Origin of the sequence: Fibrobacter sp. UBA2449 (assembly GCF_002342555.1) — a bacterium.
Taxonomy (GTDB): domain Bacteria; phylum Fibrobacterota; class Fibrobacteria; order Fibrobacterales; family Fibrobacteraceae; genus Fibrobacter.
On record NZ_DDQF01000005.1, the window covers coordinates 396,858 to 422,171 of the forward strand.

Genomic DNA, 25,314 nt, shown 5'->3' on the forward strand with positions numbered 1-25,314 from the left:
GGTCATGCCAAATGGCACAAGCGCCTTTGTCGTGACTCTCGCCTTTTTTCTATATTTGTCCCCGCTTGGCGCATGTTGCGCCGCATTTAACGGAGGCTAAAATGGCTCTACAGTTCTACAACACCGCATCGCGCAAGAAAGAAGTATTCACACTCCCCGAAGGCGTCCCCGCCGTGCGCATGTACTGTTGTGGCCCGACGGTGTACCATTTCGCCCACATCGGCAACCTCCGCACCTACATTTTCGAAGACTTTTTGGTCCGCACGCTGAAGTACTACGGCTACAAGGTGAACCACATCGTGAACATCACCGACGTGGGCCACTTGACCAGCGATGCCGACTCCGGCGACGACAAGATGGAAAAGGGCGCCGCCCGCGAAGGCAAGTCCGTCTGGGACATCGCGAAGTTCTACACCGACGCATTCATGGCCGACTGGCACCGCTTAAACATCCAGGAACCGACCCGCTGGACGCCGGCCACGCAGCACATCCAGGAACAGATTGAACTGGTGAAGACCCTCGAAGAAAAGGGCTACACCTACCGCACCAGCGACGGCATCTACTTCGACAGCCTCAAGTTCCCGCGCTATGCTGACTTTGCCCGCCTGGACGTGGAAAACCTGCGCAAGGGTAGCCGCATCGACATGGGCGAAAAGAAGAACGCCACCGACTTTGCTCTGTGGAAGTTCAGCCCGAAGGACAAGAAGCGCGCCATGGAATGGGACAGCCCGTGGGGCGTCGGTTTCCCCGGCTGGCACATCGAATGCTCCGCGATGGCCATGAAGTACAACGGCCCAACCCTCGACATCCACTGTGGCGGTACGGACCACATCCGCGTGCACCACACGAACGAAATTGCCCAGAGCGAATGCGCCAACGGCGTGACCTTTGCACGTTTCTGGATGCACGGCGAATTCCTCCGCACAGCAAGCGAAGAAAAGCTAGAAGACGGCACGACCGAGCAGAAGTTCGGCAAGATGAGCAAGTCCAGCGGCGAATTCCTGACGGTTTCGCTCCTCATGGACCGCGGCTTCAACCCGCTCGACTACCGCTTCTTCGCGATTGGCAGTCACTACCGCAACTACCTGAACTTCACGTGGGAAGCTTTGGAAGGCGCCAAGGAAGGCCTCAAGAGCTTGCACAAGAAGACGGACCCGCTGATCGGCAAGGCTACCGCAATTACAAGCGAAGCCGCCAAGGCATTCCAGAACGAGTTCAAGGAAGCCATCGGCGATGACCTGAACATGCCGCGTGCCCTCGGTATCATGAACACGATGCTCAAGAGCGAAATCGACGATGGCGAAAAGGCTGCCCTTGTGGCCGACTTCGACCAGATTTTCGGTTTGAAGCTCGACGAGCCCCGCGAAGAATACGCCAAGAAGGGCGCAAACGACGGCGTTGATGTCGCGAAGATTGAAGCGCTGATTGCCGCCCGTAAGGAAGCCCGTGCCAACAAGAACTGGGCCGAAAGTGACCGCATCCGCGACGAACTCGCCGCAATGAACGTGGTCATCAAGGACAGCAAGGAAGGCACGACCTGGGAATTGAAATAACCCGGAAGCCCCTTGAATAAACTAATATTTTCCGACCGTTATGCGCGGTCGGATTTTTTTATCCCTTGGCCTTCGCCTTGGGAATGCGCGGCATTTTCGCCGTATGGTGTCGCACGACGGCACCCGAATGATGAATCGGCAAGGGCTTTTCGTCACGAATAACCTCGCCCGTGCGGGCAAGGCCGTCTGACTTTAACTGACCGGTCAAAAGATTAGGATTGATCGCCATAGGTCCTCTCCAAAAACGTGAGTCTAATCAAGATAATTAAATTTTTTCAGTTGTCAAGTGTCCTGTCCGATTTTACATTTTATCTTATGCGTATCAAGCAATTTGTATTCAATCCCTTCGGCGTAAACGGCTTTGTACTCAGCAATGACGCGGGCGATGCCATCCTGATAGACCCTAGCGTGTCGAACGAACGTGAAGAGGACGCCCTAGCAAGCTACATCGAGCAGAGCAAACTCACGGTAAAGCACCTTTTCAACACGCACCTGCACCTGGACCACGTGCTGGGCAATGCGTTTGTCGCCCGCAAGTACGGCGTGCAGCCCGAGGCTCACGAAGAAGACGCATTCATGCTGGATTTGCAAGAAGAACAGAGCGAGATGTTCGGACTCCCGCTGCGTGAACCTTCGCCCGGGCTCGGCAACTACCTTGCCGAGGGCGATGCCGTCGGGGTGCCGGGAATAGGATTGCAGGTCATCCACGTGGCTGGTCACTCCCCCGGCGGCATCGCGTTTTTCTGCGAAAAACCGGGCGAAGTGAACGGTCAGAAGGCACCACCGCTCCTGTTCCCCGGAGACATCATCTTCGCAGGAAGCCGCGGCCGCAGCGACCTATTCGGCGGCGACGACGATGCACTTGTAAGCGGGATTAAGAACAAACTTCTTTCACTCCCGAAAGAGACGGTGGTGTTCCCCGGACACGGGCCCATGACGACGATCGGGGATGAGAGAAGGTGGTATTAAAGCAGATCCCCGCCTTCTCCTCAAAGAGGATAACTCTACTATGGCAACAAGTTGCCAAGTATCGTATAGCGGGGATGACAAATGCGGGGATGGTGAGCACGAAGCATGAGTGACAAGGCGACGGCAAGAATTGGGTGGATTGACGAATTCAAGGGATTCGTGTTGCTGCTCGTGTGCCTTTATCACGTGGAGCAGTCGTTTCCGCAGGCGCAAATGGGAATGCTGCACCTGAGCGCACTCCGCATGTCGGCTTTCTTCTTCATTTCGGGAATGCTGTTCAGCACGCGGCGCTTCGGCAATTTCAAGGATTACTTCATCCACAAGACGCACGTCCTGCTCGTCCCCTACATTTTGCTTTCGCTCCTGTTCCTCGCGCTAGACCCGGTACTCTACAATTTCGACCTTTTCCCGAAGGCGCCGCGCATGACGGTGATGAACATCCGGCCCGAAATCGCGACTGTGTGGAACTACATCTACTGGAACCTCGCGAAAATCTTCGTAGCAGGCAAATCTTCCATCGGGTCGGGGCCGCTCTGGTTCGTGTTCACGCTGTACTCGGTAAGTTTACTGTTTTATGGGGTGCAAAAAATTGTACCGAGAAGATTCATCTTCTTTGTTTCGCTGGCAAGTCTTGCGGGTGGCTGGCTCCTGTATGTCAACCACATCCGCCTGCCGCTCGGAATAGAGCGCGACCTGATCGTACTGTTCTTCTTTGCAAACGGCTGGCTATGTAAGGGAATGTTGAAAGAAAACACAAAAAAAATCTTGGCTCTCGTTGCAGCCACTATCGTCTCTTTCGCCGCCTACGCATACCTCGAAGTTCCCGACCCGGATTTCAGCATCATGAACAACGACCTCGGGAAAGACTTCCGCATTTTTGTCGCGAGTTCCTTCTTCGGCATCACGGGCCTCATAGGCACTTTCGTTCTCGCCGACAAATTGCCGAACATCGTCCCCGTCCGCATTGCCAAGGGTATCCTCCGCAACATCTCGCGCAATGCGCTCGTGATTCTCGCCGTCCACTGGTACACCCTGCTCGTAATGCGCCTGCTTTTCCGCGAAGCCTTCAACAAGCCAGGTGTCGCCTACCTTGCCATCCCCGTGGTCGCAACCGTGGTTATCGCAGCCATACCGCTATTCCGCTGCAAGCTCTACCGCCTGCTCGGCAAAGAGAAAATCGGCGTCCGCGAAAGTCTAAGCATCAAGGATTAGGGCCGCGCCGTCCGCACCACTAAAATCAGAGATAGCTCTTGTTCATGCGCGGGACCTCGGCCTCTTCCCGCTTCTTCGGAACAAACACCTTGATTGCATAGACATTCTGCTCCGTCTCCGCGACGATATCGCCTTCCTGCAGGTCTTCGTAGAGTTCCATTTCGATTTCAACACCATCGCGGGCAATGCAGCGCACCGACCGCGCCGTGAGTTCCTCTCGCAAGAGAGGAACATCTACAACCTTCTTGTAGGTGCCATGATGTGTCGTCCCGAGGATTCTGTTGCAAAACATGAGCCAAATATAAAATATATGCGAACGCAAGCGTTCGCGCTTCACTCGCCTTACGAATTTTTTCAGTTGCGAGCAGAGCAAAAAAAAAGAATCTCGACTTTCATCGAGATTCACAAAATCCAATTTTTTCTTAGAGGCGAGTGAGACAAGGCGGAGGGACCGAAGCTGTATAAGACATACAGCGAGGGTCCCGACAACGCAGTATCGCGAAGCCTATAAGGGAAAATTACTTATCCGTGAGGAATGCGACGCCCGGAAGAACCTTCCCTTCCAGGAGTTCGAGGGAAGCGCCACCACCCGTAGAGGTGTGGGTCACCTTCTTGTCTGCGCCGTACTTCTTGGCAGCCGTAGCGGTATCGCCACCACCGATCACGGTGATTGCGCCGGCAGCGGTAGCTTCGACGATAGCGTCGGCCATAGCCTTGGTAGCCTTTTCGAAAGCTTCGAATTCGAACACGCCTGCAGGGCCGTTCCAGACGATGGTCTTGGCGGACTTGATAGCGTTCACGAAGAGCTTGGTGGATTCAGCGCCCACATCGAGGCCCATCCAGCCAGCTGGAATGCCTTCGGCGTCAGAAACAGCCTTCGTGGCAGCGTCGGCAGCGAACTTGTCAGCAGCGATGTAGTCGACCGGGAGGATGATTTCCTTGCCGGCAGCCTTAGCCTTGGCCATCAGATCCGGAACGAGCTTGGCGCCTTCTTCGTCAAACAGAGAAGAACCGATTTCGATGTTGTTGAGAACCTTCTTGAAGGTGAAAGCCATGCCACCGCCGATGATGATCTTGTCGGCCTTGTCGAGGAGATTGTTGATGAGCTGGATCTTGTCAGCGACCTTGGCACCGCCGAGGATGGCGAGGAACGGACGCGGAGGATTGTTGAGCACCTGGTCGAATGCCTTGAGTTCCTTGTTCATGAGGAAACCGGCAGCGCGCTGCGGAAGTTCAACACCAGTCATAGAGGAGTGGTCGCGGTGAGCAGTACCGAAAGCATCGTTCACGTAGACGTCAGCGAGCTTGGTGAGGCTTGCGCGGAATGCCTTCACGGCTTCCTTGTCGGCCTTTTCCTTAGTTTCGGTGCCATCGGCGTTCTTGATCTTCCTCTTGCCTTCTTCTTCGATGTGGAAGCGGAGGTTTTCGAGGAGGATGATTTCACCCGGCTTGATAGCGGCGCAGGCAGCTTCGACTTCCGGACCCACGCAGTCGGAGAGGAACTTCACCGGCTTCTTGATGAGTTCTTCAAGCTTCTTGGCAACCGGAGCGAGGGTGTACTTCATGTTCTTTTCGCCATTCGGACGGCCCAGGTGGGAAGCGAGCACGACGGCTGCACCGTGATCGAGAGCGTACTGGATGGTCGGGAGAGCGGCTTCGATACGCTTGGTGTTGGTGATTTCGCCAGTCACCTTGTCCTGCGGAACGTTGAAGTCAACACGGATGAACACGCGCTTGCCGGCGAGTTCGAGATCTTCGATAGAGAGCTTTGCCATTATGGATTCCTCTTTTAGGGTTAAAATTTACGGGCTAAAAAGTAGAATTTTTCGTGCCGAAATACCATATAAATGGCAAGAAAGATTGTTCTACGTCATAAAATGGGGTTAAAAGCCTCAAAAAAACTTATTTTTTTTAACATCTTCCCTTTTTTTTATATATTTCTCCAAAAAGAGTCTGAATCGGAGATTAAGATGAAGATGAAGCGTCTGTTTTTTGTGGCACTCTGCCTTTCCGTTGCATCGGCTTTCGCCGGGCCCTATGACATTGAAGAATTTACAGCGACCGATGCCGGAAGCCCCGACAACTATATTACAGCCGAATTCGGCGGCCAGCTCAAGACCGCTCCGGCAGACGAGGTCAGCTCCCTCCAGGAAGGCCGTCTCGTCGTCCGTCAGAAGTTTACAGACCCGTTTGGCGAGCAGCCCACCGCCTACCAGCTCTACCAAGGAGGCAAAGGCAACCTTTCCTCGATAGCCGCCCTGAAGGCCGACGGCGTTGACTACTCCAAGCTCGTCACGGCCAAGTTCTACGCCCGCCGCGGCATGCCTGCCGAAGAAGATGTCGAGACCGTCTACTTCGATGGCAAGTCCGTCTTTATCCCGGGCTACTCCACCGCTTTCGCCTTCATCGACGGCGCCTCCGTGCAACTGACCGGCTCCGCTCCCGCCGAAGAACCTCCTTCCGCAAAGCCCGCCGTGGCCTCCAGCGAAGAAGAGGAATGCGACGAATACGATCCGGACTGCGAAGAAGAAGACGAAGATGAGGATGTCGATGTCACCGGCGATCTCGACGAATCCAACGCCAAGGCCGACGCCCGCGACTATGCCATCAGTGACGCTTCCGAAAACGCCACCGACCGTTTCGGTATCGCCGACGAAGTCCGCTTCTGGACTGCCATCGGTCTTTCCGCATTGGCAGCCACCGGCGCCGTTATCGGCGTGCTGCAGCACATGGAAGCGAACAAGGCCGGCAGCGCCTACGACGACCTCAGCGGCCTTCATGACAAGATTATGAACGGCGACGGCGAAGGTTTCCAGGGCATCAACAATGCCTGCCAGACAAACGACAATCCGGAAGCTTGCGTCATCGCGATGAAGCAGTATGCCGATTTCGGTATTCCCTACACGGTTAACGAACTCGAAAAGCGCATAGAAACCAACAAGAACACCCGCGATTCCTACGCATTCGCCCGTAACCTCTGGTTTGGCTTCACCGCAGTCTCCCTGACGGCAGCCATCGTGCTCTTCGTATGGTAATCGAAACCGGGAAAATTTCACTAAAAGACATTAAGTTCTGCTGTATCCTCGGCACCCTCCCAAGCGAGAGGGTAAGGGAACAGCCTGTTGTCCTGAACGTATCCGTATGGCTGGATTTTTCGCTGGCCGCCCAAAATGACGACCTGGTCCATTCCATAGACTACGCCCGGCTTTCGGACGATTTAAAGAAATTCATCCAGGACTCCCAGTTTCAGCTCGAAGAGACGCTAGTCCTCGAAACGGCGAAGCATATCCTGGAAAACTACCCCAAGGCCCAGATGGCCGAAGTTTCCATCTGCAAGCCGCAGGCTATCCCGGACTGTGCAGGGGCAGAATCGACCATCCGCATCCGCCGATAAGGCTATCCCATAGTCCTATAGCGCAGGGCCTCGGCGAGATCCGCAATCTCCACATCGGGAGCCTGCCTCAAATCAGCAATCGTGCGCGCCACCTTCAGGAGCCTGAAGAATCCTCTCGCGCTCAGGTTCATCTTGTCCGACGAAGCGACAGCGAAACGCTCGGTCTCGCTCGACATGTTCGCGAACTTGCGAGCGCACTCCGATGTCATTTCGGAATTCGACTTGAACGGCAATCCCTCGAACCTGCGGCGTTGTACAGCTCGCGCGGTACAGACCCTGCGACGGATGTCGGCAGAACTTTCGCGGCCGCCGCCATCCACAAGCGATCGCGAATCCATGGGAGGCACACTCACCTGGATATCGATACGGTCCAACAGCGGTCCCGATATCTTTTCGCGGTAGCGCTTGCGGGCATCGGGCAGGCACGTGCAGGCGCGCCGCGGATCCATGGCGAATCCGCAGGGGCAGGGGTTCATCGCGGCTCCCATCATGAACCGAGCAGGCCAAACGACCGTGCCGCTTGCCCGGCTCACCGAGATGAAGCCGTCTTCCATCGGCTCACGCAGAGCTTCCAGCACGCAGCGATTGAACTCCGGGAGCTCGTCCAAAAAAAGGACCCCGTTATGCGCAAGGCTAGCCTCCCCAGGCAACAGCCTCGAACCGCCGCCCACGAGCGACACCATCGACGCGCTATGGTGCGGAGTCCTGAAAGGCCGCGACCGGACCGGGCGAAACGAAAACGCATCCCCCGCGCGACTCGCACAGGAATGGATGCGGGTCGTCTCCAGAACTTCCTCGTCCGTCATGTCCGGCAGTATTCCCGGCAAGCACCGGGCGCAGAGCGTCTTGCCCGCGCCCGGCGAACCGACCAGCAAAAAATTGTGGGCGCCCGCCGCGGCAACTTCCAAGGCGCGCTTCACCCCCTCCATCCCAACCACATTGGCAAAATCGGGGACGCACCCCTGTACCGAGACATCCCGTTTCAACCCCTCGGCAATCAGGACTTTTCCCGATTTTCCCTCCAGAAAATCAACACACTCCTTCAGCGTCGAGACGCTCACATAGCGAAGACCTTCCACCAGCGCGGCCTCTTCCGCATTCGCATGCGGAACGACCAAGACGCTAGAACCGTCCTTGGGCAAACTCATCGCGATGGACAGAACTCCCCTCACTGGCTTCAACAACCCATCTAAAGAAAGTTCACCCACAAAGACAAAGCGTTCCAGGTTCCGGATTTCGATCTCTCCAGTCGAATCCAGCATCCCTATCGCCAGTGGAAGGTCGAGTGCACTCCCCTCCTTCCGCAGATCCGCCGGTGACAAGTTCACGGTCGTCCTGAACCCGGTCACGACCTTCCCGATAGACCTCACCGCCGACACGACGCGCTCCCGCGACTCGCGCACGGCATTGTCGGGAAGCCCGACAAGGGTGAACCCCGGTAAACCTTGGGAAGAATCTACTTCGACACTAACGGGAACAGCCTTTATCCCGAACAGGCAATACGAACGAATTCTGCGGAACAAGATACACCCACTAAGCTACTGCCGCCTGGAATTTTTCGAGCACGCAATTTTCGATATGCTCGCGGAGCTGGCGCGAAATCGGCGTGCAGACAGTCTTGTATTCCTCACCCTTGAAGAACGGGTCGATCGGGTAAGACACGAACAGACCGTTCACGCCATCCATCACGCGAAGCCCGCGAATTTCAATCTGGTCGTTGAGGACAATGGTCGCAATCGCCTTCATGTGCCCGAGGCTCACGCCATCGCGGAACGGATAGACAAGGACCTGCGTCACGGCAAGACAATCGAATGCCGTCGACACGTTCACCACTTTTTCTTTTTTTTCTTCTGCCATAAGGCCTCCTGTAATTTGTATGAAACCCGCACCGGAAAACTCACTTTGCTCCGGACCTTCACGGGCGCCCTATAAGTGCAAAAAGCATGCCAATTCCAGAAACAGCGTTTTTGAGCAAAAAACGGCATTTCCCCATTTTTTTAGTCAGTGACTAAAGTGATTAATCAGTGATTTAATTATCTTGGAGGCATGCTGCTTCAACCGAACATGAACTGGGAAAAGAACCAGGGGATCGCCCTCCCCACCGTACTTGCCGAACTGACCGTCTCCCCCGACGCCATCCGAGTCGACTTTACCGTCGAGGAACCGCTCGACTGCTTCAGGGCAGACGTCATGGTGAACGGCGGACCCTGCTGGGAAGACTCCTGTGTCGAGATTTTTCTGCAGAATCCACGCAACTCTAGCGAATACTTCAACTTCGAGACGACCAGCCGCGGATTCATCCTCGCCGCACGTGGACAGGGACGCGAAAACAGGACCAAGCTCGACGATTCTGAAATCGGGACCATCAAGCGCACGAAGCAACTCGCGAGCGTCGTCGGGGACTTCATCAGCTGGGGTATGAGCGTCACCCTCCCCGCGGCCCTGTTCGGGATTGAATCGTTCGAAGGGATGCGCCTTCGCGGCAACCTCTACAAGTGCGCCGACAAGGCAAAGACCCCCCATTACCTCAGCGCCTTCCCAATCGACACCGAGAGGCCGGATTTCCACCGTCCCGAGTTTTTCAGGGATTTAAATTAGACCTCCATTTTACTATCTTTGGCCTCGGAATTTTTAACAGGACCAAGGTCATGAGCTACAATCCTCTCGCCGAACAGGCAAACGCGGAACTCTCCGCAAACGGCTGCAACGTTCTCTCCATGCTTTCCGAAAGGGGCAAGGCAATCTTCTTCCCGCGCAAGGGCATCCTGGGCCAGGGCGCCGAAGCCAAGGGCTCCGAAATCAACGCGACCATCGGCACCGCCCTCGAAGACGACGGGAGCCCGCTCGTGCTCGACTGCGTGCTCAAGAGCCTGAACCTCCCCAAGCAGGCGTTCCTGTACGCCCCGAGTTTTGGCAACCCCGACCTCCGCAAGGCCTGGAAGGAACAGATTGTCCGCAAGAACCCGAGCCTAGAGGGCAAGCAGTTCAGCAACCCGGTCGTGACCTGTGCTTTGACCCACGCCATCAGCTGCGCGGGCTACCTCTTCCTCGACCCGGGTGACGAAGTCATCATCCCGGACCTCTACTGGGACAACTACGAGCTCGTGTTCGTGAACAGCTGCGGCGCGAAAATCAAGACGTTCAACACCTTCAAGGACGGCGGGTTCGATACCGAAGCCCTCAAGGCCGCCCTCGCCGAAAGCAAGAGCCAGAAGAAGGTCGTTCTCCTGAACTTCCCGAACAACCCGACCGGCTACACCGCCACCGAGAAGGAAGCGGTCGAAATCGCGAAGATCCTCACCGACTGCGCTGCCGCGGGCAACAAGGTCGTGGCCCTGCTCGACGATGCCTACTTCGGACTCGTCTACGAAGATGGCGTGACCAAGGAATCCCTGTTCGTGAAGCTGCTCGAAGCCAACGAGAACCTGCTCGCCGTCAAGCTCGACGGCCCCACCAAGGAAGACTACGTGTGGGGCTTCCGCGTCGGGTTCATGACCTTCGGTTTCAAGGGCGCAAGCGAAGCACAGCTCAAGGCCCTCGAAGACAAGGCCGCCGGTACGGTCCGCGGCAACATCTCTAACGCCCCGAGCATCAGCCAAAGGATTCTGCTCGCCGCCTACCAGAGCCCTGAATACGTGGAGCAGAAGGCCGAGAAGTACGCGACCCTCAAGAAGCGCTACGACATCATCAAGGACGTGCTCGCAAGCCACCCGGAATACAAGGAGGCCTTCGAGGCCATGCCGTGCAACAGCGGTTACTTTATGTGCATCAAGCCGAAGGGCGTCGATGCCGAGGAACTCCGCCAGAAGCTCATCAAGGACTACAGCACGGGAACCATCATGCTTTCGGGCCTTATCCGCGTCGCTTTCAGCGCCGTCCCGACCGAAAAGCTCGGCAAGCTGTTCGAAAATATTTATAATTGCATTTTGAAGATGAAATAATTGGCGGTTGAAACCCGCCCCTCCGGAGGATAAATGTCCGAAAAGGCTACACTGAACTATAATGGTAAGAGCTACGAACTAAGCGTGGTGGAAGGTTCCGAGGGCGAACACGGCCTCGACATCAGCACGCTGCGCAAGGATTCCGGGCTTGTCACGCTGGATTACGGCTACCTGAACACGGGCAGCACCAAGAGCGCCATTACGTTTGTTGACGGCGAAAAGGGCATCCTCCGCTACCGAGGCTACTCCATCGAGGACCTTGCCGAGAAGGCCACCTTCCCCGAGACCGCATGGCTCCTGATTTACGGAGAACTCCCCACGCAGGAACAGCTCGGGCACTTCCGCACACTCCTTACCGAGAATGCGCTTTTGCACGAGAACCTGCTGCACTTCTTCCGCGAAATGCCGCCGAGCGCGCACCCGATGGGCATCCTCAGTTCCATCGTGAACGCCGTGGGCCTCTTTACCCCGCGCTTCTACGACGACGAAAACATCGCGAGCGCCTTCGAGCTCACTACCGCGGGCCTTATTTCCAAGATCCGCACCATCGCCGCCTTCGCCTACAAGGCAAGCATCGGCGAACCGTTCGTGTACCCCGAAGCGGAACGCAGCTACTGCAGCAACTTCCTCAACATGATGTTCAGCAGCAAGGCCCGCCCCTACCACCCGGACCCGATCATGGAACGCGCGCTCAACACGCTCCTGATTGTGCATGCCGACCACGAGCAGAACTGCTCCACCTCGACCGTGCGCATGGTGGGCAGTTCGCAGGCGAACCTCTACGCGAGTATCTGTGCTGGCATCTGCGCCCTGTGGGGCCCGCTCCACGGCGGTGCAAACCAGGCCGTGCTCGAGACACTGCTCCGCATCCAGCAGAGCGGCATGACCATCGAGCAGGTGATGGACAAGGCCAAGGACAAGAAGGACCCGTTCCGCCTTTCCGGATTCGGCCACCGCGTGTACAAGAGCTACGACCCACGCGCCAAGGTGCTCAAGAAACTCATGTACCAGGTATTCGAGCGCGAACACGTGCACGACCCGCTCCTGGATATCGCCATCAAGCTCGAAGAAGCCGCCCTGAAGGACGACTACTTCATCGCGCGCAAGCTCTACCCGAACGTGGACTTCTACTCGGGTATCCTCTACCGCGCCATGGGCATCCCGACGAACATGCTCACCGTGATGTTCGCTATCGGGCGACTCCCCGGCTGGATCGCCCACTGGAAGGAAATGCACGACGACCCGAATTCCAAGATTAACCGTCCGCGCCAGATTTACACCGGCTACACGGAACGGCCCTGGATCGACAGGGACAAGCGATAAACAATAGGTTCGCCAGCCCTGCAGACCACTTTAAAGCAAAACGAGCGGACGACAACTATTGTCGCTCGCTTTTTGTATAAGATTTCTTACTTCACAATCAGCGCCACAATCGCGGCAATCAAGCCGCCGAGCAACAGCGCAGCGATCACGACGGCGATGACCATGAACCACTTGGCGTATTTCAGGATTTTCACCATGGCGGAATTCTGGTCTTTCGTGAACTGCTGCACGGCATTCATTGTCGCGGTCACGAGGAAACCGACATCATCGAGCCAGCCCACTACGGGAATGGCATCGGGCACCAAGTCGATGGGCGATGCCGTGTACAAAAGCGACATAATGACGAAAAACACAGCGAGCCCCTTTTGCAGGGGCGAAGCGCCGTTCATATCCTTCACATCGAAAACTTCGGGTTCTTTATCCATACCTTACCTCAGTCTCCTCAGCCCGCGCGGCATCGGGATTTCCTCGCCGTCTTCGCCGAGCAGGTAGATGTTGTCAAGGCTGATGTAGCCCATACCGCTATGGCGTGCGCGGAAGGCGAAGTTCTTGATCTTTTTCGGGTCGAGCTGCGGGATAGTCTTGCCCCAGCCTTCTTGTTTCATGTTTTCCCAGATGAGCGTGTCGCGCACCCAAGAACCGCGGGTGTTCTTGAGGCGGACCATGAACTCGTCGTAGTCTTCCACCTGGCTGCTCGCAATCTGCACTTCAAAGTAGCCGTCGGGATTGTTGTGGTTCGTCGCGTAATCGAACACGATGCCCACGGAGTTGTGGACCTCTTCGGGAATCACGTAGTAGGCGCCTGCGAAGTTCGGCCAGCCCTGTGCAGGCGGCTGTTCAATCTGGAAGTCATGGCGGATAAAGCCTCCATGCGGGGGAGCGCCGTTGAACACCTTCGCGCCAATAGTTGTCGCGTTGTCGCCGTTCGCGACCGGGTACCAGTCAACCGCATCGAGCCCGTTGTCAAAGTTCTGCATGGCCATCGTCGTGCGGTAGGCGCCACGCACGCGGAACGGGATGTTGAGGGCAGTCACCTTGCCCCCGAGCCCTCGTACAACAACGCGGAGTTCCCGCGGGGCGGAATACATTTCGGGCGGAATCGGGATTTTCACGTGGAAGCTCTCGATGGACGCATTCCACTTGCCGTCATCGGGAACGGCGGCTACCTCGATCATGCCGCGCTTGCCCCAGTCGCCCACGCTCACGGAGCCGTTCGTAAGCTGGCCGTTTTCCTGCACCGCCGTCACGAACAGGTCTATCGTATCGCCCGCAAGGAGCACCTTCTTCTCGAGGGATGCGGAAATGATTTGCGGGATTGCGGCATCCGCCTTCGTGGCCTCGTCAAGCCCGACAACCTTCGGGTTGATGCGCACCACGGCAAGCCCGAATGCGGGAATCGTGATGTCCTTCGACTTGCTCGGGTTTATGCGGCGCCCGCTCGGGCCCATTTTCGGGTACGGGAAGGCATCCTGCCGGGTTCCGACCCACTTGAACTGTTCCACGCCAAAGATATCCACCTCGGTACGCACCAGGTCGCCCTTGCCCACCTCGGTACTCCCGGTAGCATCAACGCTTGCGCGGTCAATCTGCACCACCTGCGGGACTTCGGACAAGTTCACAAGCATCACACGCACGGAATCGCCCTTGCCAATCGCATACGCCTCCACATCGGGGCTCGTGCTCGAAACGGGCAGCACGGCAAAGCCGTCTTCCAGGAACTGCTTGTACGTCATGTACAGCCCGTAATATTCCGCGGTCGGTTCCAGCGACTTCCAGTAGTTCCAGGAACCTTCCTTCAACAGCGCCGTCATGCTGATGGTACCCCAGGTATCGTCCGGGCCCTTGAACAGGTTGCCGAACGCATCCCACGGGAGCACCTGCAGGCGGTTACCGAAACGCATCGCGTGCTGGGCAAAGATGCTCGCCACCGCGGTCGCCTGCGGGTAATCCATGAGCAGGCTGAATCCCTGCACGCACGTGCTGAATTCCGAGAGGAACACGCGGCGTTCACCTTCGAGGTGGCGCTTCATCCACACGTCGAGCGTATCCATGTTCGGGCCCACGTCAAGCATCGCCTTGAGCATCTCGGCAGGCTTCGGCTCGTTGGGCGTCCAGTACGGGTAATTATGCAGGTCCACCACGTCGAGGTAGCGCTTGCCATCCTTCTTTTCGGCCTCGCCCACAATGCGCAGGAATTCTTCCATCCAGTACTTGCCATCGAGCAGGCCTGCGCCCTTCTGCTGCATCTTGTGCGTGCTGAACAGCGGACCATGCAAGATAATCGTAGAATCCACGGCCTTCATCGCGCGGGCGTATTCCAGGTAACGTGCCGCATAATGCCTTGCCGAAATCGGGCCGGATTCTTCCCATTCACCGTCAAGTTCGTTACCGATTTGCCACTGCTTGATGTTATAGCCTTTTACTTTGTTCGCATATCGCACCCAGGCGGCAGCTTCCTTCGAAGTTCCCGTGCCCGCGTTCACGCAAATCACGGCCTGCGCGTTCGGGAGCGTCTTGATGTATTCCATAAACGCTTCGAAATCCCACTTGATGTCGGTCCAGTCCGTGCGGGCCTTGTCGCCATTGCGCGTAGACATCGCGTAGAACTTGTAGTTGTTGCCCTCGAGCAAGTCGCTCTCGCCGCTGAACAGTTTCATCTCGCGAATCTGCACGCCCTTGCTCGGCAGGTCGGGAGTCTTGAAGCGGATGGCCACATAGCGTGTCCTGATCTGCGCGAACTTGTACTTGGTCGTCTCAGAATTTACGCGCACCACGGATTCCGTCTTCAGCTTGTTTTCAAGCGCCTGGTGCACGCCCGGATATTCGGCATAATCCGTAGTCCAGTACGCAAACTCGAACGCCTTCGGGCGCAGTTCACCCCAGTCAATCTGCAACGAATCGAGATTCATCTTCTCCGGAAATTCCACCACTATCCAGGGCGGGTCCACCGGGTCGAGGATTTCGCCCCACCACATCGTTTCCTTCTTGCCGTCGGCAAGGTGGCTCCTGCGAACAAAGCCGTAGTTGTCCTTCGTGGTGCCGCGGTAAATCGTCTCGCCCAAGAATCCGCGCGCCCACTTCGTAGTATCCGCGGTCCAGAGCCCGGTGCTATCGTAGCTGCCGATTCCGTTCCAGTGATAATCGTTCGAAAGGCTCCCGTTCGGGAAGCGGAACAGCGTGTAGCCGCCATCCACGAGCGCGTTCGTCATGTCGTAGTAGCGGCTGGGCGGGTTCCAAATCGCAAGGTCCGCCGCCATCATGTTCTGCTTGTCGATAACGACGCCCGGATGCAGGTCATCGACAATCACCGCGTTCTGGGCGGCAAGGGCAGTTCCAACACCAGCGAGTACAGAAAGCGCACCCGCGAACAAAGGGGAAATATTCATAGAAACCTCACCTTGTAAATATAATATAGGCGGCTAACGGCCCTTGAACTGGTCGCCGAACTTGAGTTCAGTTTCCTTGGCGCCGTTCAGGTTCACGAGGCGGCCAGGGTCAAACACCAAGTCCTTCGCCAAGCCTTCCTTGAGCGAATCGGCACGGTCCAGGAGTTCGGCAGAACAACTACTCGAAAGGAGCGCCTGACGTACCTGCATCGCGACATCCGAACCCGAAGTTGCATCGTCTAAGCAAAAACCCTTGCAGAGCCTTGCCGCAAGCTGCTTGAGCCTGCCTTCGGCCCCCTTGTCGGTGCTGCCGTCCTCAATCTTGAAACCGTAGTAAAGCTTGAACACGTCGAGCGCCTCGCCCGCGGTTATCACGCGCTTCGGCTTGCCTTCCCAGGCGTCGGCAATCTGCCCGAAAATCCACGGGTTGTGCATGGCGCCGCGCCCGATGGCCACGCCGGACACGCCATAATTTTCAATTCGCTCGCGGGCGACTTCCACGCTGTTCACGTCGCCGTTCCCGATTACAGGAATCCTTGCGGCAGCGGCGACCTTCCCTATCCAGTCCCAATCGGCGAGGCCGTTATAGCCCTGCAGGCGGGTGCGGCCGTGCACCGTAAGCATTTCAACGCCCTCGCCCTCGGCTATCCGGAGCGTCTCCAGCACGTTGATGCTCTCAGAGTCCCAGCCGATACGGCACTTGAGCGTGAGGGGCATATCCACCCCGCAGCCGTCCAGCGCGGCACGCACGTCGTGCAATATCTCCTGCAGGCGGGGCAGGTCACGCAACAGGCCCGAGCCGCTGCCCTTGCCCGCCACCTTCGGCGCCGGACACCCCGCATTCACCTCGATGTAGTCGGGCTTGAGCGCCACCGCAATCTTCCGTGCGGCATCCGCCATCTTGTCGGGGAAACGCCCGAAAATCTGCACCCCGAAGGGCCTCTCCTCCGGGAAAAACCTGAGCTGCTTGTGGCCTTCCAGGTTGAACACCGCATCGCCGTCCGTGGGCACGAACTCCGACACCAGGAGCCCCATGCGGTCACCCGAAAGCACGCGGCACAGCCTGCGGAAGGGCGCGTCCGTCACCCCGTCCATCGGTGAGAGTATCGTGTTCGGGAACACTTCCAGATTCCGCAACCGGAAAGTTGTCCGCGACGGCTTTTCGACCTTTTCCAAATTTTCAACATCTTTCAACATTTTAGCAACAATTATCCACACATTGTCCGCAACGAGAGCCCGAAAAAATTATTTAATTTTCAGCCAAGGTATACGCTAACTCTTTGTTAAACTTATATTTATGACGTAAAAAATCTATTAACCCCACACTGAACCGTGCCAAACGTTACAAAACAATCGCTAATTCAAGAAATCGCCAAGTCCACTGGATTTGTGCGCAACGACATCAAGACCGTCATCGAACAGTTCCTTGACCTTGTCGGCGAGAAACTTATCGAGGGCAACACCATCGAAATCCGCGGATTCGGCACGTTTGCGTGCAAGCCGCGCAAGGCCCGCCCCGCAAGGAACCCGCGCACCGGCGAGACCGTCCAGATCGAAGAACGCATGGTCCCCACGTTCAAGTTCAGTAACGACATCAAGGACAAGATTAACTCGCTCGAAGGCATCCTTGGAGAATCGGCAACCGAACCCGAAGAAGCCGAGGCCAAGATCGAAATTTAATTCTCGCTCAAGACTATACGCAAAGCCGACGCACAAGCGCCGGCTTTACTTTTACATTAATGAGGCTATCTCGGCGTCACTTAAAAAGCGCCACCCACCCTTGCCGAGCGTCGCATCCAGCTGCAGGGGGCCGATTGAGATGCGTTCCAGCGTCTCCACGTGGTTCCCTACGGCTGCGAACATGCGGCGGACCTGGTGGTAGAGTCCCTCGCCAATGGCTATCACCACGGAGCCCTCCTCGCGAACGATTTCACGGGCAAGCACGGGTCTACGTTCGTCCTTGAGCATCACGCCCGCAAGGAGCTCCTTCTCCTGCGCATCCGTAAATTCACGAGCAAGCGCCACGCGGTAACGCTTGAGACAGCCCTTCTTGGGGCTCTCGACGCGGTGGATGAAGTCGCCCTGGTTGCTCAGGAGCAAAAGGCCTTCCGAATCCGCATCAAGCCTTCCCACCGTCTGGATTCCCATGGCAGAGAACCTATCCGGCAACAGAGAATATACTGACTGGTGGTCGCGCGGATTGTGGCTGCATTCCACATCCACGGGCTTGTGGAGCATCACGTACAACTTTTCTACGGTCGGGACATCCTCGCCATTCACCATGATACTCTCGGGACGTGAGGCAAACTCCATAAACGGGTCGTCGAGCACCTCGCCATCCAGTTCGACAAGTCCCATACGCACAAGCGCACGGGCCTCCTTGCGGCTTCCGAAGCCGATGCTAGCAAGCAGGCGGTCCAAGGTCAAAGCGGGCATCAATCCTCCACCATAAAAGCGACTATCTTGTTGCGGATATATCCGAGTTCCGGCAGTTCCCCCGTCTTAAGCACACGGGCGCGACGGCGCCAGAACGAAACAAAGAGAATTCCGCCGTAGACGGCCACAAGGAACAGCCAAAAGAAAATGCGGCAGAAGTTGGTCGAAGTGCAAATTTTCCCCGCCGCACGCAGTTCACGGTTACGTTCCCAGTCCATCCGAAAATCCCAGGCTTCCAGGTAAGGAAAACCCTTCGCAACCGCATTTGCGGCGGCTCCATAACCCATCGAAGTATAGTCCCCGCGAATTCCTTCGACATAGCAGTCCACGAACTTGATGTCGAGTAGTCGGAGGCTTTCCGCAATAATATTTTTGAGGTAACGGAAGGCACGACCGTCCAGATCCGGCGTAAGCAGAATCGTCCAGAACTCCTTGTCCGTAAGCTTGCGCTTTTCCTCTTTCTCCGCGGCAGGCTCTTCATCGGGCTTCCCGGATTCCCTGGCCTCAGGTTCTGCTGGATTCGCCTTGATTTTTTCCTCGGTTTGTTGTTTAGGCTCCGCTTCTACAGGCCCTGGCACGGCTGGTTCAGCCGGTTCTATCTTGAGGGGCTTTGCCTCTGACGGCTCGGGTCCAGAAGTTTTTTCTTCGGCAGGTTTCGATTCTACCGGAGTCGGTTTCTTCTCGACGACCGGCACAGGGGCCGTCTCTACATACTCCGGCACGGCGGCGTCGGAATCATCCGAAGCGTCGTCATCGAAAGTCTCTTCGGCATCCTTGTGCTTTCGCTTCTTCTCGCCGCTCCACAGCCGCTTTCCCAGAAAGAAAAACTCGGCACGTCCGCCACGTTCGTTCGCATCGAAGTCAACCCTGAACCTAAGAGGGAAAAACAGGACAACCAGCGCGATGACGCAGACGACAACCAGCAGCCAGAAGAAGAATCCGCCCATTACTTTTCGGCTTCGTCAGCCTTCTTGCTAATGATGTCGATGAGTTCGGCAAAGCTCTTGGTCTTCAAGATCTGGCCGAACTGTTCCTTGTAGTTGCGGGCGGTGGAAAGGTCGTCGATGACCAGGTCCCAAGCCTTCCAGTTGCCGTTCACGAGGCTCATCTTGTACTCAAGCACGGATTCCTTGCCCTTGTTCCAGAGGTGGGCCGTCACGCGGGCCTCGTCCGTTCCCTTCATCTTCGCAGGTTCATAGACGGTGGAATCGGCACGGTAGAGTTCAAGACGCTTTGCGCTGGAGTTGCGTACCATGCGCTGGAACTCCGCGACAAACTTTTCCTGCGAGGCGGCATCCTGCTTATCCCAGTCGCCCTTCGCAAGCGACTTCTTAGCAAGGAGCGCAAAGTCGAACGAGTCGTTCAGCAACGACTTCACGCGTTCCATTTCCTTCGCGTTCCTGCTTGACTTTTTAAGGAGCGTCTGGAGTTCGGCGTCCTTCTTCTTGATTGCAGCCACGGGATCATCGGCAGCGAAAGCAAGAACCGATGCGAGCGAGAGCAACACAAACATCTTCCTAATCATACACATCTCCTATTTTTCCATGAATTCTTTATGGAAATCCGCAAGCGACATCCCCATCTTGGATATCAGGGACGCAAACTCGATATTATACTTGCACACGGCGAAGTAATAATCCTTCTGCAAAGATACATTCTGCGTGTAGGCAGAGACAAGGTCACCCGTCTTGGACTTGTCCAAATCATACTGCATGGCGGCCCCTTTCAGGATTGCTTCCGACGCCCGCAGGCTCTCCTTGATGGCATCAAGCTTGTCCTTCGCTGCAACCACCTGGTAATACTGCTCCACAGCCTTCGCGACAAGGCCGTCGGCCGCATAGTGCTCCTTCATCTGCAATCCGCGGTATTCCGTGCGCGCCTCGCGGAAATTGGACCAGTCTTTCCAGAAGTTCAGGCGGTAGCGCAAACCGACCCCAATAAGCCCCGAAAGCTTGTTGACGGCATCTTCGGCAAAGGCGTTCTTCACCATGACCTTGCGGTTGCCCGCCCAGCTCTTCACGTATTCGAACTTGCCCATGATAAAGAACTCCGGAGCAAGCTTTGCCTCGGCCAAGTCCATCTGCAGCCTTCGCGCCGAAAGCCCTGCGGCAAGCTGCTTGAGTTCCGGATGGAACAGCACCGTGTATTTCTGCACATCATCCAGCGTCGGAAGCGGTTCCGGACGCGGCGCAAGGCATGTATCTTCGGCAACAAAGACGTCTCCTTCGGGAAGCCCCAGCGAGAACCTTATCGCGAGCTGCACGCGTTTCATTCCCAGATCCGCATCCGTAACGCCCTCCTTCACCGAATGGAGCTGCGCTTTCAATTTCAGAAGGTCCATCTGCGAAACGTTCGGGTCATCGTCATCCAGCGCCTCCTCGAGCTGTTCGTAGGCCTTGTCCACCTGCTTCTGAGCATCGGCCGCAATCCGCTGCATTTCCTTTGCAAGGAGGTAGTTGTAGTAATACGACTGAAGTTCGACGTCCTTCTTGTTGACCTGGCTTTCAATGGAGTACTGCTTTTGCTGGACATCCGCCTCCAGAGCCTTTTTCCCAGAGCGATACTGTCCAAAGTTCAGCGGTTGAATAAACTTGCCCTCAACACCCCAGAACGGGCCCATCTTCGAAAAGTCATAGACATCGATAGTATCGCCCCAGTTGTCCACGGCTTCCTTCAAGCCTGGTGCGGGTCCCACCATCATCGCGATATTGAATGTCGGGAGGATTACCTCGGAAGTGAGCGAGGAAAGCTTTTCCTTCTTGGCCTGCACACCGAATCTGGTTTCGGCAAGCTGGGGATCATTGGCAAGCCCCTTTTCCACAAAGCGCATACAGTCATAGCGGACCTCTCCCGAAAAGGCAAAGGTCGCCACCAAAAGGACTGCCACGATGCGGAACATAATATAAATCTAGCAAAAACATGACAGGAAAGCCCGTCAGCGGTCGCCAAATTACCTCCGTTGGTCAGGAGATTCTACTTGCCGCCATCTGCAAGAAAATCGATGCGCGAAAGATTCCAGTATTTCGCCATCACGTTCTCGTAATAGCCCGTGGGAAGCGGACGGTTCTGTTCCTGCATCCTGTCAACTGCCGAATGCCCGATATTGTAGGCAACAAGCGCATCTTTCCAGTTTCCGTACTTCGCGATAAGGCGAATGAGATAGGCGGTTCCCACAATCACGTTCACTTCGGGTTTCATCAGGTCTTCGGTCGTCTCGATATTGAGACCAAAACGACGCCCCATCTTCTGTGCCGTTTCCAGCTTGATCTGCATAAGTCCAAGCGCCCCCGAAAAAGCCCCCGACTGCATGCGTCCGCGGGCGTTCGGGTTGCCGTGGCTTTCTTGTGCAACGACCGCCAGAATGAGCAGAGGATCCGTCGAATACGAATGCGCATTTTTCCAGATGAGTTCCGTGAGTTCCGCGCGGGTTTCCGGGGAAATGCGTCCCTTCGAAAGGTATGCGAGCGCCTTGTCGATTTTTACATACTCGATGGTCCAGCGACCCCATGTTTCAAGCTGTTCCAAATCCCCACGGAGTTCCATTTCCTCGGTGACAAGTTCTGTCATCTGGTTTCGCCGGACGAGCCAAAAATTCGTAAACACGAGAATCGTCACGAACGCGACGGCAAACAGGACAAGCACCATCGGGCCAGAAACCCGGACACTATTTTTCACGGCGCGAGTTCTCCAGGTATTCCAGATACGTCACCCAGTCCTGGATAATGCCAAAGGAACTGAGCATAGTCGTATCCTGCACCACGCCAAGCTTGCGGAGCGGACCTATAGAAGATTCCAGCCTGTCAATTTCGCGGACATAGCGTTCTTTCTGCGCCTGAAGCGCTATAATCTGCGCCTGCTTATCGGCAATCTCACGACCCTGCGCCGCTACGATCAAGAACAGCGTAATCGCCCAGCCCACAATTAAAAGAGCACCCGCAATGGCGACACTCGGGCTCAACTTGATTCCCGTCTTGACCGCATAATGGATTCCAATCTGCTGCAGCTGCTTCGACATGCCCGAATCCTTGTAGGCACTCCTGCTCGGGAATATCTCGAAGATGTTGCGATACTTCGCAAAGTAATCATCCAGTTCTTCGCTGTCGAAGATCAGGACCAGCTTGGAGTTCTGAGCCTGGAGCTTATTCAAAAGTTCAAGGAACAGGTCAAGATAATCGTTCACCTTGAAATGCGCATGCGAAAGGTTCAGGAAGAAAAAGCAACCGGGGCCATCCGCAAGCATGTCAATCTTCTCGCGGACTGCCGGAAGCTGAAAAGCGCCCAACGAACCGGACAGCGTAATTTCCACGTCTTCTCCATAATCTTCGACCTGTATGTCAATCAAGTCAGAGCGCACCGTCTACCTCCCCGATACCGACACGGAAATGCCGAACTTCTTTTCGTCCATAACGGTAAGCGCCGTCCGCCAGAACGGATAAATCCGCAATCCCTGATATACCTCGGGGGCCGCAGACGACGAGGCCCCGAATACAGGGCCGACAAAAACAGACGCGGGCGAATCGAACTTCATCGTCACGACGCAACCCTGAGCGAAATCCTGAATCTTCATTTCCTTCGCTTCCGGATAGACCAACGGATTCTCGCCATCCCACTTCAAGTCAAAGCCATCGATGACGATCCTTCCGCCGGATTTTCCAAGCAAACCGAGTTCGAAAATGGTACCGAAAAAGCACTTTGAATCCATGTACGTGGAATTTGACAGCGTGTACTTTACGGAAATACTCGATGCACCAGGAGCAAGCACATAGTCCTTCTCGACACGGAATACGCCCTTCTTGCCGCCAACCGTAAAGCCCTGTTCCTCGAGAAGCTGCACTTCAGCACCCAACTCGCTGCGGCTAATCGTGTAGTCGTAGGGGTCCTTGAGCAGGTATTCGCGGAGGGAAAGCGCAAGTCCAATCTGAACCGGAGTCATGTCCACGTTCGGCAAGAGACAGTCAAGGAAGCCCAGGGAGGGTTCGCCGTCATCGCGCCACGCATTCAGCAGGTTCACTGCCGACGACTTGTGGCACAGCAGGCGCAGGACGCCACCGGCGCGATAGTCAAGCAGCGAAGACATGTTCGAATTTTCCATCCAAATCTGCTTTTCGCCGCGCAGCAAGAAATCGCATACTTCCACGCGGAGCCCCGAAAAAGACATCATCGAGTCTAGAGCCGAAGAAGCCGTAAGAAGATAACGGAAGCCCCATTTGCGGACATTCAAGCACCGCATCCCCTCCTCGTTTGCCAAGTCGCGGAAGAAAATCGGGGACATCGCGGGAATAAGCCTGTCGCAAAAGACTTCGAACTTTTCGTCAGAAAGCGAATCACGCCCCCGACGGAAAAGCGAAAGGAAAAACTTCTGCAGCACGTTGACTTCGGGCCTGCGGATCAGCATCTCGCGACAGGTCTTCGCCGAGGCGGGAAGCCCGAGCTTGCGGCCCGCCGACATGAGGTAGCTGAGCGAACCTTCAGGTTCAAGCTGATTCACCGTATAGCCCACAGGCCACGTCTGCACGTCGTTTGTTTCTACAAAATCAACAAGACGCTCGAAGAAAGCGACAATTTCGCTAGGTTCCGGGGGCAAATCCAAAAGAACGACAGCCGACTTTCCTTCTCGGCAGTAAGGCTCCGCAATTTTACGCCAGTTGAGATCGTCGTTCTCGATGGCACGCGAAAGCTCACCGGAAACAGGAACGATGCGCATCAGCGCTCCCTTGTCCTCAATAGTGAACCAACCGGATGTCGGAGTCGAACGTCCGAGAGCATCCTGGATTGCAGCCTCGCTCACCAGTGCATAGTCGAAACCCGATTTCGCGAGCACCGCCGTCATATCCATTTCCCAGACAAGCGAAGAATTGAAGTATCCCTGCGGCTCCATGTCGAAAAACTTCCTGAGAAGCGTGCAGTGCTGTTCCAACTGCAATCGTTGCACTTCTTCTGGGAATAGCGGAAGCATCGGATCGTAGAAGCCACCGCCCAGGAATTCGAGAAGACCTTCGCGGATACCATTCTTTATCTTGCCAAATGCAAGCGGTTTGGCCACCTTGCGAAGCATGCGAAGCGTCGGGCCATCCATGTAGACCGAACACTTCACCAATCCAGACGTAAGCAACACGTCAAGGCCGTCGAGCAAATTACGCGCAACGGCTTCAAGATCCTTGTAGGCTGTGGCGGGCGATAGCTGGAGAACAAAGGAAATTGTCGGCTTCATGTAGTGAAGAATAGAAATTTTAGTTGCCAGTTATTGGTCATTAGTCATTGGATACTAGCAACTGAGGGACTCGGGATGTTTATTGAGGGGCCTGGCATGATTGCTGCGGTTAAAAACCGAGTTGCACAAGCAGGCCGCCACCAGGTTCGCGCAGGTTTATCGCCGGCGCAACGCTGATTTTGTACCGATCTTTGTACTGTTCAGCCTTTTCCTTATAGCGTTTGCCTTGCTCCTTTTGCGCTGACGAGCCAGAAATATCTGAAGCACCCAACGAGAAAGTAACGGGAACTAAAGTTAGCAGCGTTGCTATGCCAAAAGTTCACCCCGCTATAGCCGTTCCCAGGTGGTCATAGTCGACAATGAAAGTCAAGGTCACCCCTACAGCAACAGAGACCACCCCCAGGGCAATGGATTTCCAGCCACTTTCAAATCTTTCTGATGCGTATTTCTGACAGTTGTCGCTCCAGCCGCGATAAATATCTGCACTATCCGGGCTAGGGACGTTTCCGTATACCATGGACAAGAGGGAATCTTGCGGGAGATTCTTGTCTATCAAGGAATCCTGCTTGATATACTCGGAACGACATCCACGAGAGACGACTATAGCTGAATAAGGATTTTCGACGCCCAAGTCAACCACTTTAACGGTGTCCGAAGTCGCCATTCCATAAGAAACGGGGACGGCGAAGGACATTGCAGAAAAAGACAATAAAAGCAAAAGAATATGTTTTAAGCTAGTCATTACGAAGAAAATAAATAATGCAAGCGACGTACGCAAGAATGCCTGTCAGCCAATTTTGCCCTTCGTCTAGAAAGGTTAGTAGCGCATGCGGGCGACATGCGGGCATAAAAAAAGCCCGCGGGGTTGTGGCGGGCGGGCGTAGACGGC

25 protein-coding genes are annotated in these 25,314 nt (G+C 55.8%); 9 read left to right on the forward strand and 16 right to left on the reverse strand.

Features of this window, described 5'->3' with window-relative positions; genetic code table 11:
- Positions 1–101: 101 nt before the first annotated feature.
- On the forward strand, positions 102–1,553 hold the full coding sequence (gene cysS, locus B4B27_RS03255; RefSeq protein ID WP_290723589.1) for a cysteine--tRNA ligase: 1,452 nt from the start codon (positions 102–104) through the stop codon (positions 1,551–1,553).
- A gap of 58 nt (positions 1,554–1,611) precedes the next feature.
- Here the strand turns inward: cysS and B4B27_RS03260 are convergent, their stop codons facing one another.
- Positions 1,612–1,782, reverse strand: a complete 171-nt coding sequence (locus tag B4B27_RS03260; RefSeq protein WP_173366904.1) for a hypothetical protein — start codon at positions 1,780–1,782, stop codon at positions 1,612–1,614.
- Positions 1,783–1,868: 86 nt separating this feature from the next.
- Between B4B27_RS03260 and B4B27_RS03265 the strand changes: the two genes are divergently transcribed.
- Entirely contained in the window at positions 1,869–2,522 is a 654-nt protein-coding gene (locus tag B4B27_RS03265; protein ID WP_173382066.1) for an MBL fold metallo-hydrolase, read from the forward strand.
- 105 nt (positions 2,523–2,627) lie between these two features.
- Positions 2,628–3,734 carry an acyltransferase family protein gene (locus B4B27_RS03270; RefSeq protein ID WP_290723594.1) on the forward strand — a complete coding sequence of 369 codons (1,107 nt, stop codon included), beginning with the start codon at positions 2,628–2,630 and terminating at the stop codon, positions 3,732–3,734.
- A 25-nt stretch (positions 3,735–3,759) separates the two neighbouring features.
- Here the strand turns inward: B4B27_RS03270 and B4B27_RS03275 are convergent, their stop codons facing one another.
- Together B4B27_RS03275 and pgk are read right to left on the reverse strand one after the other, a co-directional pair.
- The gene (locus B4B27_RS03275) at positions 3,760–4,026 is read right to left on the reverse strand and encodes a hypothetical protein (protein WP_173366907.1); all 267 of its coding nucleotides are present in this window, start codon (positions 4,024–4,026) and stop codon (positions 3,760–3,762) included.
- A gap of 226 nt (positions 4,027–4,252) precedes the next feature.
- Positions 4,253–5,509 (reverse strand): phosphoglycerate kinase, encoded by a 1,257-nt coding sequence (gene pgk, locus B4B27_RS03280; protein ID WP_073055898.1) that lies wholly within the window; start codon positions 5,507–5,509, stop codon positions 4,253–4,255.
- A 195-nt stretch (positions 5,510–5,704) separates the two neighbouring features.
- On the opposite strand from pgk, the gene B4B27_RS03285 reads away from it, so the two are divergent.
- Both B4B27_RS03285 and B4B27_RS03290 read left to right on the forward strand, forming a co-directional pair.
- Positions 5,705–6,769 (forward strand): hypothetical protein, encoded by a 1,065-nt coding sequence (locus B4B27_RS03285; RefSeq protein ID WP_290723604.1) that lies wholly within the window; start codon positions 5,705–5,707, stop codon positions 6,767–6,769.
- Complete coding sequence (locus tag B4B27_RS03290) at positions 6,763–7,128, forward strand: dihydroneopterin aldolase (protein WP_290723606.1); 366 nt, start codon at positions 6,763–6,765, stop codon at positions 7,126–7,128. Before B4B27_RS03285 ends, B4B27_RS03290 begins: the two co-directional genes overlap by 7 nt.
- A 2-nt stretch (positions 7,129–7,130) precedes the next feature.
- On the opposite strand, the gene B4B27_RS03295 is transcribed toward B4B27_RS03290, so the two are convergent.
- Positions 7,131–8,651 carry a YifB family Mg chelatase-like AAA ATPase gene (locus B4B27_RS03295; RefSeq protein WP_290723608.1) on the reverse strand — a complete coding sequence of 507 codons (1,521 nt, stop codon included), beginning with the start codon at positions 8,649–8,651 and terminating at the stop codon, positions 7,131–7,133.
- Between the two features lie 10 nt (positions 8,652–8,661).
- Positions 8,662–8,985: a SpoVG family protein gene (locus tag B4B27_RS03300; protein WP_290723610.1), complete on the reverse strand. Its 324-nt coding sequence runs from the start codon at positions 8,983–8,985 to the stop codon at positions 8,662–8,664.
- A gap of 189 nt (positions 8,986–9,174) precedes the next feature.
- Here B4B27_RS03300 and B4B27_RS03305 point away from each other — a divergent pair, with 189 nt between their 5' ends.
- Genes B4B27_RS03305 through B4B27_RS03315 form a run of 3 tightly spaced genes read left to right on the forward strand, consistent with a single transcriptional unit; the run spans position 9,175 to position 12,392 of the window.
- On the forward strand, positions 9,175–9,726 hold the full coding sequence (locus B4B27_RS03305; RefSeq protein ID WP_290723612.1) for a carbohydrate-binding family 9-like protein: 552 nt from the start codon (positions 9,175–9,177) through the stop codon (positions 9,724–9,726).
- A gap of 50 nt (positions 9,727–9,776) precedes the next feature.
- A complete protein-coding gene (locus B4B27_RS03310; RefSeq protein WP_290723614.1) occupies positions 9,777–11,069 on the forward strand; it encodes an aminotransferase class I/II-fold pyridoxal phosphate-dependent enzyme in 1,293 nt (430 codons plus the stop codon).
- Positions 11,070–11,102: 33 nt separating this feature from the next.
- Positions 11,103–12,392 (forward strand): citrate synthase, encoded by a 1,290-nt coding sequence (locus B4B27_RS03315; RefSeq protein ID WP_072812425.1) that lies wholly within the window; start codon positions 11,103–11,105, stop codon positions 12,390–12,392.
- A gap of 86 nt (positions 12,393–12,478) precedes the next feature.
- Here B4B27_RS03315 and B4B27_RS03320 read toward each other — a convergent pair whose 3' ends face one another.
- From B4B27_RS03320 to B4B27_RS03330, 3 genes are read right to left on the reverse strand one after another with little or no spacing between them, the layout of a single operon-like run.
- Positions 12,479–12,817: a DUF1232 domain-containing protein gene (locus B4B27_RS03320; protein ID WP_290723618.1), complete on the reverse strand. Its 339-nt coding sequence runs from the start codon at positions 12,815–12,817 to the stop codon at positions 12,479–12,481.
- A 3-nt stretch (positions 12,818–12,820) separates the two neighbouring features.
- Complete coding sequence (locus B4B27_RS03325) at positions 12,821–15,778, reverse strand: glycoside hydrolase family 44 protein (protein WP_290723620.1); 2,958 nt, start codon at positions 15,776–15,778, stop codon at positions 12,821–12,823.
- A 33-nt stretch (positions 15,779–15,811) separates the two neighbouring features.
- Complete coding sequence (locus tag B4B27_RS03330) at positions 15,812–16,975, reverse strand: tRNA dihydrouridine synthase (protein ID WP_290723622.1); 1,164 nt, start codon at positions 16,973–16,975, stop codon at positions 15,812–15,814.
- A gap of 135 nt (positions 16,976–17,110) precedes the next feature.
- Between B4B27_RS03330 and B4B27_RS03335 the strand changes: the two genes are divergently transcribed.
- A complete protein-coding gene (locus B4B27_RS03335; protein ID WP_173382507.1) occupies positions 17,111–17,458 on the forward strand; it encodes an HU family DNA-binding protein in 348 nt (115 codons plus the stop codon).
- A gap of 51 nt (positions 17,459–17,509) precedes the next feature.
- Here B4B27_RS03335 and B4B27_RS03340 read toward each other — a convergent pair whose 3' ends face one another.
- The 8 genes from B4B27_RS03340 to B4B27_RS03375 all read right to left on the reverse strand — a co-directional run bounded on the left by B4B27_RS03340 (position 17,510) and on the right by B4B27_RS03375 (position 25,167).
- A complete protein-coding gene (locus tag B4B27_RS03340; protein ID WP_290723625.1) occupies positions 17,510–18,214 on the reverse strand; it encodes a pseudouridine synthase in 705 nt (234 codons plus the stop codon).
- Complete coding sequence (locus B4B27_RS03345) at positions 18,214–19,161, reverse strand: hypothetical protein (protein WP_290723627.1); 948 nt, start codon at positions 19,159–19,161, stop codon at positions 18,214–18,216. The genes B4B27_RS03340 and B4B27_RS03345 overlap by 1 nt, the downstream gene beginning before the upstream one ends.
- On the reverse strand, positions 19,161–19,739 hold the full coding sequence (locus tag B4B27_RS03350; protein WP_173366575.1) for an MlaC/ttg2D family ABC transporter substrate-binding protein: 579 nt from the start codon (positions 19,737–19,739) through the stop codon (positions 19,161–19,163). Before B4B27_RS03350 ends, B4B27_RS03345 begins: the two co-directional genes overlap by 1 nt.
- Before the next feature lie 9 nt (positions 19,740–19,748).
- Complete coding sequence (locus B4B27_RS03355) at positions 19,749–21,113, reverse strand: TolC family protein (RefSeq protein WP_290723631.1); 1,365 nt, start codon at positions 21,111–21,113, stop codon at positions 19,749–19,751.
- Positions 21,114–21,187: 74 nt separating this feature from the next.
- The gene (locus B4B27_RS03360; RefSeq protein WP_173366573.1) at positions 21,188–21,889 is read right to left on the reverse strand and encodes a lytic transglycosylase domain-containing protein; all 702 of its coding nucleotides are present in this window, start codon (positions 21,887–21,889) and stop codon (positions 21,188–21,190) included.
- Entirely contained in the window at positions 21,879–22,568 is a 690-nt protein-coding gene (locus B4B27_RS03365; protein WP_173366572.1) for a hypothetical protein, read from the reverse strand. The genes B4B27_RS03360 and B4B27_RS03365 overlap by 11 nt, the downstream gene beginning before the upstream one ends.
- Positions 22,569–22,571: 3 nt before the next feature.
- On the reverse strand, positions 22,572–24,425 hold the full coding sequence (locus B4B27_RS03370; protein ID WP_290723636.1) for an alpha-amylase/4-alpha-glucanotransferase domain-containing protein: 1,854 nt from the start codon (positions 24,423–24,425) through the stop codon (positions 22,572–22,574).
- A 319-nt stretch (positions 24,426–24,744) separates the two neighbouring features.
- On the reverse strand, positions 24,745–25,167 hold the full coding sequence (locus B4B27_RS03375) for a hypothetical protein (RefSeq protein ID WP_290723639.1): 423 nt from the start codon (positions 25,165–25,167) through the stop codon (positions 24,745–24,747).
- Positions 25,168–25,314 lie beyond the last annotated feature (147 nt).